This is a genomic window from Nocardioides panaciterrulae, from assembly GCF_013409645.1.
In the GTDB taxonomy this organism is placed as follows: Bacteria; Actinomycetota; Actinomycetes; order Propionibacteriales; family Nocardioidaceae; genus Nocardioides; species Nocardioides panaciterrulae.
Window position 1 is genome coordinate 523,071 of record NZ_JACCBG010000001.1, and the last position, 14,061, is coordinate 537,131.

The following is a 14,061-nucleotide window of genomic DNA, read 5'->3' on the forward strand; positions in this document are numbered from 1 at the left end:
ACCCTAGGAGCAACCCATACGGGGGAGCAGCCTAGTCAAGCCTGACCTTCGCCCGGCGAATCGCCCCGGATCTGACGGAGACTCTCGATCCATGGAGGTTGAGAGTCGTGGCAGCACCCAGGAAGTAACCCGACGAGCTGCGTGAGCGGGCCGCTCCGCCTCGGCAGCTGACCCCTCTCGGGTCAGCCCGGTAGGTATTGCTGAAAGTCGCCTAGTCGGCCTTGCACAGGGCAGAGTAGGCGGGTATGCCCCTCCTGACGCGCGATGACCCATCCGACCCGGAGGCGGTCGCGAACGTCAACGCCGGCGACCCGTCCCAGATCGACCGGCTCCAGGCCGAGCCCGAGGGCATGCGGGCGAGCGGGACAGAGTGGCGTGACGTGGTCGAGACGCTCCCCCACATCGTGTGGATCACCCGGCCCGACGGCTACCACGTGTACTTCAACCAGCAGTGGATGGACTTCACGGGGCTGTCGCTCGAGGAAAGCCTGGGTGACGGGTGGAACCCGCCGTTCCACCCCGCCGAGCGCGCCCTTGCCCGCCGGCTGTGGGACGAGGCCACGCGGACCGGTGAGCCGTATGAGATCGAGTACCGGCTGCGGCGCCACGACGGGGTCTACCGCTGGATGTTGGGTCGCGCCATGCCGCTGCGCAACACGGCCGGCGAGATCGTGAAGTGGTTCGGGACCTGCACCGACATCAGCGAGTTGAAGGCGGCTCTGAAGAGTGCCGCCGAGCTGCGGGAGAAACTGGAGCGTCGAGCCGCTGAGCTCGAGGCGGCCGAGGCAGAGGCTCTGGCAGCCACGCGTGCCAAGTCGGAATTCCTCGCAGCCATGAGCCATGAGATCCGGACGCCGATGAACGGCGTGATCGGCTTGGCCAGGCTGCTCGGCGAGACGGACCTGGTCGGAGCCCAAGTGCACTACGTTGACGGATTGCGGAAGGCTGGCACCGCGTTGCTCTCCGTCATCAACGACACCCTCGACTTCTCAAAGCTCGAGGCGGGCAAGGTGGTCCTCGAAGTCGCCAACTTCGACCCCCGCCTCCTGCTTGAGAGGACCGCCAGCCTGATGGCGGTGCCGGCCGCGCACAAGCACGTCGAACTGATCGTCTACTGCGCGCCCGCGCTGCCGTCGCTTCTGAAGGGTGACGAGGCACGGCTGGGGCAGATCCTGCTCAACCTGGCCTCCAATGCTGTGAAGTTCACCGATCAGGGAGAGGTCGTCCTGAAGTCGCACGTCGTCTCGGCCGTGGACGCCGACCAGGTCCGCGTGCGGTTCGAGGTGACCGACTCCGGCATGGGCATCTCCGAGGACGCTCAGCGAACCCTGTTCGACTCCTTCACCCAGGCCGACGCCTCCACGACACGGAAGTTCGGTGGATCCGGCCTCGGCCTGGCCATCGCCCGGGGGCTGTGCGAGGCCATGGGCGGGTCGATGGGCGTGAACAGTACGGAGGGGGCAGGCAGCACGTTCTGGTTCGAAGTGCCTCTCGGGGTGGCCGAGCGCGTCCCGCCCCAGACGCCGGGCCGCGAACTGTTGGTGAACCAGCGAGTCCTGATCGTCGAGAAGAACGAGCGCAGCCGACACTTCCTCGAGTTGCGCCTCGGGGATTGGGGCATGCGGCCCGAGAGCCTCGAGCATGCCGGGGACGTCATGTCCCGGTTGCGAGCAGCCGTGGCCGAGGACGACCCTTACCGCTTCGCCCTCCTCGACATGGGTGTGGCCGGGATCGACGGGTCGCACATGGCCGAAGACATCGCTGCGGACCCGAGCCTGGCAGACGCCCACGTGCTGATGCTGTCACCAACGCTGGACCTCGACCCCACGAACCCCGGTGGACTCGAGCCGCAGGAGCTGCTTCGCAGACCTCTCCTCGGTTCAGAGCTTCTCCAGCGCATGTCGTCCCTCGTCGCTGCATCCTCGCTACCGGCGACGACCCCGCCGGAGTCGGCACCGCCTGCACCGGACCTGGGTCGGGTGCTTGTGGTCGAAGATGACGAGATCAACCAGATGATCGCCGAGGGCCTGCTCGTAAAGCTTGGGTACGAGGTCGACGTCGCCGGCAACGGCCTGGAAGCCCTGAGCGCTGTGGCTGACAGCGCCTATGTGGCCGTCCTCATGGACTGCCACATGCCCTTCATGGACGGCTACACCGCGACAGCGGCGATCCGAGCGGCCGAATCGGCGAACGATCGCCTTCCCATCATCGCCATGACCGCAGCCGTGACGGTCGCGGAGCAGGAACGCTGCCACGCGGCAGGCATGGACGCCTATCTCTCGAAGCCGGTCGACTTCGATGTGCTGCGCGAGACGTTGAATCTGTGGGCTCGCCCGGCCACACCCTCGCCCGCGATCGAACTACGCCACTAGCCGCGAGGGCGACGGTACGAAGACGCGCTCGTCCCGGCCTGCGGGTCACTAGGTGAGGCGCCGGGCCGCTGCGTGACGGGGGCCGGCAGAGGGCGGCGGCCGGATCAGTTCGAGCGGTGCGCGCTGATGTGGCGCTGCAGGTAGGTGAGGTGCTCGATGATCGCCTCCTCGCCGGCGGCGGCGTCCTGCTGCTCGATCGCGCGCAGGATCCGCTGGTGCTGCTTGACGGTGTCCCGGCCGACCTCGGGGGACAGGTCGAGGTAGTGCACGGGCTCCGTCGCGTGGTGCAGCGCGGCGACGAAGCTCGCCAGCACCCGGTTGCCGGAGGCCCGTGCGATCAGCGTGTGGAACTCGCGGTCCAGCTCGGGGATGTGCGGGTCGTCGACCGAGGCGGTCTTCTGCTGCCCGACGATCTCCGCGAGCCGGGCGAGCTCCTCGGCGTCGCGGTTGACGGCGGCCAGGCGGACCGACGGCACCTCCAGCAGCTGCCGGACGTCCGCGACCTCGTCGAAGTGGATCGTGCCGAGGGCCAGCAGGTTCTCCACCGACTCGCTCATGACCGCACCGAGGGAGTGGTAGTCGACCGACTGGACGAAGTTGCCGCCGCGCGCCCCGGGCACCTTCGTGATCAGCCGCTGGGAGGTGAGCACGCGCAGGGCCTCGCGCAGCGTGGTCCGGCTGACGTTGAACTGGCGCGCGAGCTCGGCCTCGGGGGGCAGCATCTCTCCGGACTTGAGCTCGCCGGACAAGATGGCGGCCCGGATGGTCTCCTCGACCTGCTCCCGGGGCCGCAGCACCGTGCGCCCGATCACCTTGGTGGCTCCGTTGGACTCGTACGGTTTCATGTCCGTCCTCAATGGCGGCGAGTGGTCGACGATGGTAAATGTCTGACCTTCGTCGTTGCGGTCCCAGCAGGTTACCTCGCAGTTTCCCGGGTGTTCGTACTTCCCCATGCATGTCCTCGGCGGGCCCGCTCCGGCTCGATGACGGACTCCGGTTGACCGTCGTGCAAATGTTGGACATTATCCAGATGTGACTTCCATGGCAGCGCCTCGGACGGAGGCACCCCTGGCCGGTGTGCGGGTGGTGGACATGACCACCTCGTACGCCGGGCCCACCGCGTCGATGTATCTGGCCGACCTCGGCGCCACCGTGATCAAGGTCGAGCGCCCCGGGCGCGGGGACGACGCCCGCAGCTGGGGGCCGCCGTTCGTGGACGGCGTCTCGGCGTGGTTCGCGTCCGCCAACCGCAACAAGCTGTCGTTCGCGGTCAACCTCCGCACCCCGGAGGGGCTGGACGCGCTGCTGCGGCTGCTGGACGACGCGGACGTCTTCCTGCAGAACATGAACCCCGCCAAGCTCGTCCGCATGGGCATCGACGGCGAGAGCCTGCGGGCCCGCAACCCGCGCCTCGTCTACTGCGCCATGTCGGGCTTCGGGCTCGACGGGCCCGACAGCGCGCTGGCCGGTTACGACCTCGTCGCCCAGGCGCGCTCCGGGCTGATGTCGGTGACCGGCGAGAGCGGCGGCGCCCCGCAGCGGGTCTCGACCGCGCTCTCCGACATCGGGACGGGGATGGCGGCGGCCATCGCGATCAACGCGGCGCTCGTGCGGCAGGCCCGCACCGGCGTGGGCGAGACCATCGACGTCTCCCTCCTGGACACCGACCTGGCGCTGATGGCTCCCCGGATCGCCGCGTACTGCGCGGGCGAGCCGGAGCCGGCGCCCAGCGGCGGGACGGACTCCGTGCTCTCGGTCTACCAGCCGTTCGAGACCGCCGACCGCACCCTGGTGCTGGCGATCGGCAACGACGTGATCTGGCAGCGCTTCTGCGTGGCCGCGGAGCTGCCCGAGCTCGGCGCGGACCCGGCGCTCGCCGACAACGCCGGCCGCCGCGCGGACCGGGAGCGGGTCATCGCGCTGGTCGCGGCGCGGCTGGCGGAGAGGCCGGCCACGGAGTGGCTGCGGATCTTCGCCGAGGCCCAGGTGCCGGCCGCGCTGGTCCAGTCGCTGTCCGAGGTCGTCAAGGACCCGCAGGTGGTCGCCCGCACCGCGGTGCTCCCGGTGCCCGGTGCCCGGGACCTGGTGAGCGTCCACAGCCCCTTCCGGCTCGGGTCGCAGGCGGCCCCGCGCAACGAGCGGTTCCCGGACCTGGGTGCCGACACCCGCCGGATCCTGACCCGCATCGGCTACACGGAGTACCAGATCGACGCCCTCGTGGCTTCCGGCGCGGTCGGCCTGGCCGCCGAGGAGGTCTCGCGGTGAGCACGGCCGACGTGGTGCTCGTCGAGCGCCGACGGCACGTCACGACCCTGACCATCAACCGGCCGGAGGTCTTCAACGCCCTCGACCAGGAGGTGCTCGGGGCGCTCCACCGCGAGGTGCTGGCCGCCGCCGCGGACCCGTCCACCCGGGTGGTGGTGCTCACCGGCTGCGGCGAGAAGGCGTTCAGCGCCGGCGCCGACCTCAAGGAGCTCCAGGGCATGGGCGCGGACCGGGCGCACGAGGTGATGTGCCGCGGGCAGCAGGTGCTGCGCGAGATCGAGCGGGCGGGCGTCCCGGTCATCGCCGCCGTCAACGGGGTCGCCCTCGGCGGCGGGTTCGAGCTCGTGCTCGCGTGCACCTTCCCCGTCCTCTCGACCCGCGCCTCGCTCGGTCTCCCGGAGGCGGGCCTCGGCCTGATCCCCGGGTACGGCGGGACCCAGCGGCTGCCGCGGGTGGTCGGCCAGCAGGTGGCCGCCCACCTGATGCTCACCGGCGCCCGCCTGGACGCCGAGCGCGCCCACCGGCTCGGGCTCACCCCGGTCCCGCCGGTCGCCCCCGAGGAGCTGACGGCGACCGCGACCGCCCTCGCCGACCGGGTCGCCGCCCAGGGACCGACCGCGGTGCGGTCGATCCTGGCCGCCCTCGAGGCCGGACGTGACGCCACCCTGGACGCGGGCCTTCAGCTCGAGACCGGGCTCGCCGCCCTGGCCGTCGCCGGGGCCGAGTCCGACGAGGGCATCGCCGCCTTCCTCGAGCGCCGCGCGCCCGCGTTCACCGACCCCGACACCGCCGGCGAGGAGCCCCAGTGAGCGTCGAACCGCTCGAGCTCGACACCGATCCCGAGGCCTACCTGGCGCTGCACGACCTGCTCGACGAGCCGGCGGCCGACGCCGGGCTCACCGACCGGGAGCGCGAGGTCCGGGAGACGGCCCGCCGCGTGGTCGCCCACGAGGTGGCCCCCCGGGCGGCCCGGCTGGACGCCGACCACACCTTCGCCGGCGACAGCGTGCAGGCGCTGGCCCGGGCGGGACTGATGGGACTGGTGTTCCCGGAGCACCTCGGCGGCAGCGGCGACACCAACGTCGCCTACGCGGTCGCGATGGAGGAGGTCACGGCCGGCTGCGCGGCCACCTCGCTGGTCTTCATGACCCAGATGCACGCCGCCTACCCGATCCTGCTCGCGGGCTCCGAGGAGCTCGCGCGGCGCTACATCCCGGGCCTGCTGGACGGCTCGGTCTACGGCTCGCTCGGGATCACCGAGCCGAACGCCGGCAGCGACGTCTCGAGCCTGCAGACGACGGCCCGACCGACCGGGGAGGGCTACGTCCTCAACGGGTCGAAGACGTTCATCACCACCGGCGACCGGGCCGGCGTCATCGTCTGCTTCGCCACCGTGGACAGGAGCCTGGGCCGGCGCGGCGTGACCGCGTTCGTGGTCGACGGCGGCTGGCCGGGCGTGGGCCACGGGCAGCCCTTCGACAAGATGGGCATGCACGGATCCAGCACCGCGGAGCTGTTCTTCGACGACGTGCAGGTCCCCGCCGACCATCTCCTCGGCGAGGAGCGTGGGGGCTGGTCGGTGGTGATGAGCTCGGTGGTCAAGTCCCGCATCAGCGCGGCCGCCCAGGGCGTCGGCCTCGCCCGCGCCGCCTACGCCCGGACCCTGGCGACGTTGACCCGGTTGCACGGGACCCGGCTGCCCGACGAGCAGACGTTCGCGCTCGCCGAGCTGCGTGGCCGGATCCTGCAGGGACGGCTGTTGCTGCACGCGGTCGCCCGCCAGGTGGACGGCTCCACCGACATCCCCAGCGGGCAGATCGGGATGATGAAGCAGGCCTGCACCGACCTCGGGTTCGCCGCCGCCGTCGAGGCGACCCGCATCCTGGGCCCGCACGGCGACCTCGCCGTGCTCGGCGTCGAGCGGTGCCTGCGCGACGCGAAGGTCACCCAGATCTACGACGGCACCAACGAGATCCAGCGGCTGCTCATCGGCCGCGAGATCACCCGCGCGATGGGAGAGCTGACATGACGGAGCTGAGCGGCAAGGTCGCGATCGTGACCGGCGCCGGACGAGGACTGGGCCGGTCGATGGCTGCGGCGTTGGTCCGGGCCGGGGCCGCGGTGACCGTGGCGGCCCGCACCGGCGCGGAGCTCGACACGTTCGTCGCCGAGGCCACCGCCGCCGGAGGGCAGGCGCTGGCCTGCCCGACCGACGTCACGGACGAGGCCGCGGTCGAGCAGATGGTCCGATCGACGATGGAGACCTTCGGCCGCGTCGACATCCTGGTCAACAACTCCGGGATCGTGGCGAGCACCCCGCTGCTCGACCAGCCGGCCGCGGAGTGGGACCGGGTGGTGAGCACCAACCTGCGCGGCACCTACCTGGCCACCCGGGCCGCCGGGCGCCACCTGGTGGCCCAGGGCTCGGGCAAGGTCATCAACGTCGCCTCGAACTTCGCCCTGCAGGGGGTGGCGAACCATGCGGCGTACTCCGCCTCCAAGGCCGGCGTCATCGCCTTCACCCGGTCGATGGCGATCGAGTGGGCCCGCAGCGGCGTCCAGGTCAACGCGATCGCGCCCGGCTACTTCGCCACCCCGCTCAACGCCGCGCTCCGGGAGGACGCCGAGGCCACGGCCAAGGTGGTGCGCGCCATCCCGGCCCGCCGCATGGGCCAGCCGGAGGAGCTCGAGCCGTGGCTGCTGCTGCTCGCGGGCAGCGCCTCGGACTTCATGACCGGCGAGGTCATCGTCATCGACGGCGGCCAGTCGGTTCGCTGACGCCCCCGCCCGATCTCGCACACCAGGGAGAACCATTGAGCAACCAGACCAAGACCGTCGCCGTCCTCGGCGCCGGCACCATGGGCTCGGGCATCGCCACCGTGATGGCCCGCGCCGGGCACCGCACCATCTTGTTCGACGTCGACGAGGCGAACCTCAAGCGCGGCATCGACACCGTGCACGGGTTCTTCGACAAGAGCGTCCGGATCGGCAAGCTCGACGCCGAGGCGGGGGAGGCCGCGAAGGCCGCCCTGGTCGGCAGCGTGGACCTGGCCGACCTCGCCTCGTGCGACGTCGTCGTCGAGGCGATCTTCGAGGACCTGCAGCTGAAGAAGGACACCTTCGGCCGCCTCGACGAGATCGTCTCCGACTCGACGCTGCTGCACACCAACACCTCGACGCTGTCGGTGACCGGCATCGCCTCCGGCTCGCGGCGACCCGAGCGCGTCGTCGGAACCCACTACTGCAACCCGGCCCCGCTGATGAAGCTGGTCGAGGTCGCCGACGGCCGGCACACCGCCGACTGGGCGCACAAGGCGACCGTCGAGTTCCTCGGCACGCTCGGCAAGACCAGCGTGGTGACCCAGGACCGGCCGGGCTTCATCGTGAACCGCTTCCTGATCCCGTGGGAGAACTCCTGCATCGCGGCGCTGGAGTCCGGGCTCGGCACCCGGGAGTCGATCGACGCGGCCGTGCTCGGCGCGCTCGGGCACCCGATGGGCCCCTTCCGGTTGCTCGACATCGTCGGGCTCGACATCCACCAGCAGGTCGCGACCCGGCTCTACGAGCAATTGCGCGACCCGCGGTTCTTTCCCCCGCCCATGGTCGAGCGGATGGTCGCGGCGGGCGACCTCGGCCGGAAGACCGGCCGCGGCTTCTACGAGTACGAGGACACCCGGCTCTTCGGGTCCTGACGGAGGTAGAGATGAACGACTTTCAGAAGATCGGCCTGCTCGGCTGCGGCACCATGGGCTCCGGCATCGCGCACGTGTTCGCGGCCTCCGGCCGCGATGTGGTCGTGCTCGAATCCGACGACAGCCGGGTCGCCGCCGGCCTGGCCGCGGTCGCCGGGTCGCTGGACGGCGCGGTCCGCCGCGGCAAGGCGACGCCGGACGACAGGGCGGCCGCGCTCGCCCGCCTCACCGGCACGACCGACGTCACCGACCTGGCCGCCGTGGACCTGGTGATCGAGTCGGTCAGCGAGGACGTCGACGTCAAGTCGGCCGTGCTCGGCCGGGTGGCCGCGGTGGTGGGTGGGCAGGTGCCGATCCTCACCAACACCTCCGCCCTGTCCGTGACCGAGCTCGCCGCGGCGCTGCCCAACCCGGCCCGGGTGGCGGGCCTGCACTTCTTCAACCCCGCGCCGGCGATGCGCACCGTCGAGGTCGTCGGCGCGCTGCAGACCGAGCCCGGGCTGATCGACCGGCTCGTCGAGCTCGTCGAGACCCTCGACGGCAAGGTCCCGGTGGTGGTCAAGGACCGGCCCGGGTTCCTGGTCAACGCGCTCCTGCTCCCTTACCTCAACGACGTCATCTCCGAGCTGGACAGCGGGCTGGCCACCGCGGAGGACATCGACGTCGCGCTCAAGCTGGGGCTGGGGTACCGGACCGGCCCGCTGGAGCTGCTCGACCTGATCGGTCTCGACGTGCACCTGCACGCCACCGAGAGCGCGTACGCCGCCACCCTCGACGACCGGTACGCCCCGCCGCCGCTGCTGCGCCAGATGGTCGCCGCCGGGCGCCTCGGCGCCAAGAGCGGCCACGGCTTCCGCATCGGTGAGGAGGCCCCGTCGTGACCTGGCGCGGCCCGGCCCTGACCGAGGACCAGCGCGACCTGCAGGCGATGCTGGGCGGCTTCGCGGCCGACCACGACGTCGTCCTCGCCGACGACCCCGACACGGTCGGGGGCCTCGTGGCCGCGCTCGCCGAGCTCGGGGTCTGGACGCTGGGGGTGGCCGAGGAGCACGGCGGCGGCGGCGCCGACCGGACCACCACCGCGGTGGCGCTCGTCCAGCTCGGCCGCTGCTGGCCGGCACTGGCCCTGGCCGCCGCGCAGGCGCACGCCGCGGCCGGGCTGCTCGGCGGCGACGAACGGTGTGCCGAGCTGCTCGGGCGACTGCACGCCGGCGGCGCCGCGGTCGCGGTGGTGGACGCGGGCTCCGCGCACGTGCGTCTCCACCGGACCCCGGACCGGCTCCGCGGCTCGATCGACCGCGTCGACGCCGCCGCGGAGGCGCCGTACGTCCTGGTGCTCGCCGGGGACGACACGGCGCTGCTGGTCGACCCGGCGGCCTGCCGGTTCAGCCCGGTCCGGCGGACCGGCCTCGGCGGTGCCCTGACCCGGTCAGTCGAGGTCGACGCCGATGCCGCCGCCGACGCGCTCGTGGTGCTCACCGGCGTGGACGTGCCCGCGGCGCGGGCCGAGCTGCGCGTCGGCATCGCCGCGGCCGCCGCGGGCATCGCCGCCGCGGCCGCCGACGACGCCGCCGCCTACGCCGCCGGACGGCACCAGTTCGGTGACGCCCTGACCGCCATCCCGACCGTGCGGCAGTCGCTGCTCGCCCAGGCCTCGCGCACCGCGGTCATCCTCGACACGGTGCTCGCCGGCCGGGACGCAGACCCGGTGCGGAGCCTCGCGACCGTGCGGGAAGCCTGCGACGGCGCCCTCGAGGTCGCCGCGGCCGCGCTGCAGTCCCACGGCGGCTACGGCTACCTGGCGGAGTACCCCGCCGAACGTCATCTGCGAGACGCCGTCTCTCTGCGCGCCGCTGCCGCCCTGCCCGGGGCGACGGTCGCCACCGCCCGCACCCTGGTCGGCCTCGCGCCCGCCGAGGTGCTCACCGAGGAGGTCACATGAGCCCCACCCGGGACCACGCCCCGCTGGCCACGCTGCTCGACGGCCAGTACACCCCGCTCGACGACGAGACCGTCGCGGCGTGGCGCACCGCCGGCTGGTGGGAGGGGCGGACGGTGCGCTCCCTGCTCACCGACGCCGCCCACGCCCATCCCGACCGGGTCGCGCTCGTCGGACGGCGCAGCGGCGGGGGCCGGGTCAGTCGCACCTACGCCGAGTTCGACGCCGGCGCCCACCACGCCGCGAACGTCCTCGCCTCGCTCGGTGTCGCCGCCGGCGACGCCGTGGTGGTGATGCTGCCGAACTGGATCGAGTATCCGGAGCTGGTCTTCGGCATCAACGAGCTCGGCGCGATCTACGCCGCGATCCCGGTGGCCTACGGCGAGCGGGAGGCGGCCGCGATCCTCCGCCGCAGCAAGGCCAAGGTCCTGGTGATCCCGCGCCGGTGGCGCAGCGCCGAGCACCTGGAGCTGTCCCGCCGGCTGCGCGCCGAGATCCCCACGCTCGAGCACGTCGTGGTGCTCGATGAGGACGGCGCCGGGCTGCGCGAGGGCGAGAGCCTGTGGCGCGACCACGACGGCGCACCGCCCCACGACCTCCCCGCGCCGGACCCGTCCCAGGTCTGCTACCTCGGGTTCACCTCCGGCACCACCGGCGAGCCCAAGGGCGCCATGCACGGCCACGACAGCCTGGTCTACTCGGCACGACTCCAGGCGGAGCACGTCGGGCCGCGGCTGTTCGGTGACCCGATGGTGCACCTGGTCGCCTCCCCGGTCGGGCACCACACCGGCTTCGTCTGGGGGATCGTGTTCACGGTGCTGCTGGCCGGCACCGCCGTCCACGTCGACCGGTGGGACCCGGCCTGGGGCGTCGAGGTGATCCGCGAGGAGGGCGTGACGACCTTCTTCGGGGCGCCGACCTTCCTGCAGGACATGATGCGGACCGACCTCGCCGGGTCCGAGAACCCGCTGAGGTGCCTGGTGATCGCGGGGGCGCCCGTCCCCCGCAACCTCCCCGAGCAGGCCGAGGCGGCACTGGGCGCCTACATCTGCCCGGCATGGGGCATGACGGAGTGCAGCATCATCATGTCCTGCACGCCCGACCAGCCGCCCGCGATCCAGCGCACCGACGGCTCGGTCTTCGCCGGCTCCGAGGTCCGGATCGTCGACGAGCGCGGCGCCGACGTGACGCCGGGGGAGATCGGCGAGCTGCTGATCCGCGGGCCGGCCGTCTTCTACGGCTACTTCGACCGACCGGACGCCACCCGCGACGCGTTCCTGCCCGACCGGTGGTTCCGGACCGGCGACCGGGCCAGCGTCGACGAGCACGGCTGGGTCTCGCTGCGCGGGCGCAGCAAGGACATCATCATCCGCGGCGGCGAGAACATCCCCGTGACCGACGTGGAGACGCTGGTCTTCGACCACCCCGACGTCGTGAACGTCGCGGTCATCGGGATGCCCGACGACCGGCTCGGCGAGCGGATCTGCGCGGTGGTGGTGAGCAAGGCCGGTCGCGCCGAGCTCACCAAGGAGAGCCTCTGCGACTACCTGCTGGCCCGGGGGCTGTCCAAGCACTACCTGCCCGAGCGGGTGATCAACCTCCCGGAGCTGCCCATGACGCCCAGCGGCAAGATCCAGAAGTTCCGGCTCCGGGAGATGCTCGCATGAGCGCGCTGCCGCTGGCCGGGCTCAAGGTCCTCGACCTCTCGACGCTGCTGCCCGGACCGCTCGCGACGCTGATGCTGGCCGAGGCCGGCGCCGACGTGGTCAAGCTCGAGCGGCCGGGGCGAGGTGACGAGATGCGCTCCTACGAACCGCGGTTCGGCGAGGCGAGCGCGAACTACGCGGTGCTGAACCGGGGCAAGCGCGCCTACGCCGTGGACTTCAAGGACCCCGCGCAGCGCGACCGCGTCCTCGCCCTCGCGGCCGAGGCCGACGTGGTGGTGGAGCAGTTCCGGCCCGGGGTGGCCGATCGGCTCGGGCTCGGCTACCAGCAGGTGCGGACCGTCAACCCGGACGTCATCTACTGCTCGATCACCGGCTACGGCCCGGACGGCCCGCACGCGCAGCGGGCCGGGCACGACCTGAACTACCTCGCCGAGACCGGCCTGCTGGGAGTGGTGACCGACAGCACCGGCGCGCCCAGCCTCCCGGTCTCGGTCCTCGCCGACATCGCCGGCGGGACCTACCCGGCCGTCGTGAACATCCTGCTCGCGCTGCGGCTGCGGGACAACACCGGCGAGGGGACCCACCTGCAGGTGTCGATGGCCGGCAACCTCCAGGTGCTCGCCTACGGGTACTTCGCCACCCACCAGGCGGGCGGCGGCTGGCCGCGCCCCGGCGCCGAGCTGCTCACCGGCGGCAGCCCGCGCTACCGGGTGTACCCGACCGCCGACGGCCGCCACGTCGCCTGCGCCGCCCTCGAGCAGAGGTTCTGGGACCGGCTCGTGGAGCTGGTCGGGCTCGACCCGGAGCTGCGCGACGACGCCGGCCAGGAGCAGGCGGTCATCGACGCGCTCGGGGACCGGTTCGCCGCCGAGACCGCCGAGCACTGGCGGTCGGTCCTCGACGGCGAGGACGTCTGCACGGTCGTCGTGGCCACCTGGGACGAGGCGGTGGCCGCCGGGCTCGTCGACATCGACGCCCCCGAGCGGGTGGCCACCCCCTCGGGCGACCGGTCCTTCCCGGCCCTGCCCAGCCCGATCTCGGCCGCCCTGCGGCACGAGCCGGACACCCGGCGTTACCCCTCGCTCGCCGACCTCGGCGACGCGTCCCCGTGGGCCTGAGCGCCCGAGAAAGGAGTTCCCCATGCGCGCAGCGCTCGTCAAGGAGTTCGGGCCGCCCTCGAGTCTCGTGGTCGAGGAGGTGCCCGACCTCGAGCCCGGGCCCGGCGAGGTCGTCATCGAGGTGGCGGCGGTCAGCATCAACTTCCCCGACATCCTCGTCGTCGAGGGCAGCTACCAGAACCTGCCCCCGCGGCCGTTCAGCCCCGGCAAGGAGGCCGCCGGCCGGGTCCTCGCGGTCGGCGAGGGCGTGCAGCGCCTGGTCGTCGGGCAGCGGGTGCTCGCGCTGGTGGAGTACGGCGGCTACGCCGAGCAGCTCCGCGTCGCCGCGGACCTGGTCATGGAGCTCCCGGACGCGATGAGCTACGAGGAGGCGGCCGCGTTCGGCCTCGTCGCCTCCACCGCGTACTTCGGCCTGGTCCGGCGCGGCCGGCTGCAGCCGGGGGAGACCGTGCTCGTCACCGGCGCCGGCGGCGGCGTGGGCTCCGCCGGGGTCCAGCTCGCCAAGGCGCTCGGCGCCCGGGTGGTCGCGCTCGCCCAGGACGACCGCAAGGGTGAGGTGGCCCGCGCCCAGGGCGCCGATGTGGTGCTGACCTCCACGCCCGAGACGCTGCGCGACGACCTGCTCGCCGCCACCGACGGCAAGGGGGTCGACGTGGTCCTGGAGATGCTCGGCGGCGACTTCCTCACCCAGATCATCCGGGCCACCGCCTGGGAGGGCCGGATCGTGATCGTCGGCTTCGCCTCGGGCGGCCAGAACCCCATCAAGCCGGGGCACCTGCTCGTCAAGAACATCGCGGTGCTGGGCCTGCAGAGCAGCGACTACCGCGACCGGATGCCGGCGATGATGCGCTCGACGATGGCCGAGATGTTCGCGCTGTTCGAGCAGGGCCTGATCCACGGCGCCGTCGACGCCACCTTCCCGCTGGAGGACGCGGCCGAGGCCTTGCAGTACGTCAAGGACGGCAAGGTCCGCGGCAAGGCCGTCCTCACCACCGGGCGGGGCTGAGG

General features: G+C 72.4%; 12 protein-coding genes. 11 read left to right on the forward strand and 1 reads right to left on the reverse strand.

The annotated features are described in order from the left end of the window. Positions 1 to 245: 245 nt before the first annotated feature. Positions 246 to 2,372: a PAS domain-containing hybrid sensor histidine kinase/response regulator gene (locus BJZ21_RS02430; protein ID WP_179662300.1), complete on the forward strand. Its 2,127-nt coding sequence runs from the start codon at positions 246 to 248 to the stop codon at positions 2,370 to 2,372. 104 nt (positions 2,373 to 2,476) lie between these two features. Here BJZ21_RS02430 and BJZ21_RS02435 read toward each other — a convergent pair whose 3' ends face one another. After that, a complete protein-coding gene (locus BJZ21_RS02435; protein WP_179662301.1) occupies positions 2,477 to 3,217 on the reverse strand; it encodes a FadR/GntR family transcriptional regulator in 741 nt (246 codons plus the stop codon). Positions 3,218 to 3,413: 196 nt separating this feature from the next. Between BJZ21_RS02435 and BJZ21_RS02440 the strand changes: the two genes are divergently transcribed. From BJZ21_RS02440 to BJZ21_RS02485, 10 genes are read left to right on the forward strand one after another with little or no spacing between them, the layout of a single operon-like run. After that, on the forward strand, positions 3,414 to 4,637 hold the full coding sequence (locus BJZ21_RS02440; protein ID WP_179662302.1) for a CaiB/BaiF CoA transferase family protein: 1,224 nt from the start codon (positions 3,414 to 3,416) through the stop codon (positions 4,635 to 4,637). Then, positions 4,634 to 5,446: an enoyl-CoA hydratase-related protein gene (locus tag BJZ21_RS02445; protein WP_179662303.1), complete on the forward strand. Its 813-nt coding sequence runs from the start codon at positions 4,634 to 4,636 to the stop codon at positions 5,444 to 5,446. Before BJZ21_RS02440 ends, BJZ21_RS02445 begins: the two co-directional genes overlap by 4 nt. Continuing rightward, positions 5,443 to 6,666, forward strand: a complete 1,224-nt coding sequence (locus BJZ21_RS02450; protein ID WP_179662304.1) for an acyl-CoA dehydrogenase family protein — start codon at positions 5,443 to 5,445, stop codon at positions 6,664 to 6,666. The genes BJZ21_RS02445 and BJZ21_RS02450 overlap by 4 nt, the downstream gene beginning before the upstream one ends. Then, positions 6,663 to 7,415, forward strand: coding sequence for an SDR family NAD(P)-dependent oxidoreductase (locus BJZ21_RS02455; RefSeq protein WP_179662305.1), 753 nt, complete (start codon positions 6,663 to 6,665; stop codon positions 7,413 to 7,415). Before BJZ21_RS02450 ends, BJZ21_RS02455 begins: the two co-directional genes overlap by 4 nt. Before the next feature lie 35 nt (positions 7,416 to 7,450). After that, positions 7,451 to 8,329: a 3-hydroxyacyl-CoA dehydrogenase family protein gene (locus BJZ21_RS02460; protein ID WP_179662306.1), complete on the forward strand. Its 879-nt coding sequence runs from the start codon at positions 7,451 to 7,453 to the stop codon at positions 8,327 to 8,329. 11 nt (positions 8,330 to 8,340) lie between these two features. Continuing rightward, the gene (locus tag BJZ21_RS02465) at positions 8,341 to 9,210 is read left to right on the forward strand and encodes a 3-hydroxyacyl-CoA dehydrogenase family protein (RefSeq protein ID WP_179662307.1); all 870 of its coding nucleotides are present in this window, start codon (positions 8,341 to 8,343) and stop codon (positions 9,208 to 9,210) included. Next, entirely contained in the window at positions 9,207 to 10,271 is a 1,065-nt protein-coding gene (locus tag BJZ21_RS02470) for an acyl-CoA dehydrogenase family protein (protein ID WP_179662308.1), read from the forward strand. The genes BJZ21_RS02465 and BJZ21_RS02470 overlap by 4 nt, the downstream gene beginning before the upstream one ends. Next, entirely contained in the window at positions 10,268 to 11,935 is a 1,668-nt protein-coding gene (locus BJZ21_RS02475; RefSeq protein ID WP_179662309.1) for an AMP-binding protein, read from the forward strand. The genes BJZ21_RS02470 and BJZ21_RS02475 overlap by 4 nt, the downstream gene beginning before the upstream one ends. Then, positions 11,932 to 13,053 carry a CaiB/BaiF CoA transferase family protein gene (locus BJZ21_RS02480; RefSeq protein ID WP_179662310.1) on the forward strand — a complete coding sequence of 374 codons (1,122 nt, stop codon included), beginning with the start codon at positions 11,932 to 11,934 and terminating at the stop codon, positions 13,051 to 13,053. Before BJZ21_RS02475 ends, BJZ21_RS02480 begins: the two co-directional genes overlap by 4 nt. A 22-nt stretch (positions 13,054 to 13,075) precedes the next feature. Continuing rightward, complete coding sequence (locus BJZ21_RS02485) at positions 13,076 to 14,059, forward strand: NADPH:quinone oxidoreductase family protein (RefSeq protein ID WP_179662311.1); 984 nt, start codon at positions 13,076 to 13,078, stop codon at positions 14,057 to 14,059. Positions 14,060 to 14,061: the final 2 nt, after the last annotated feature.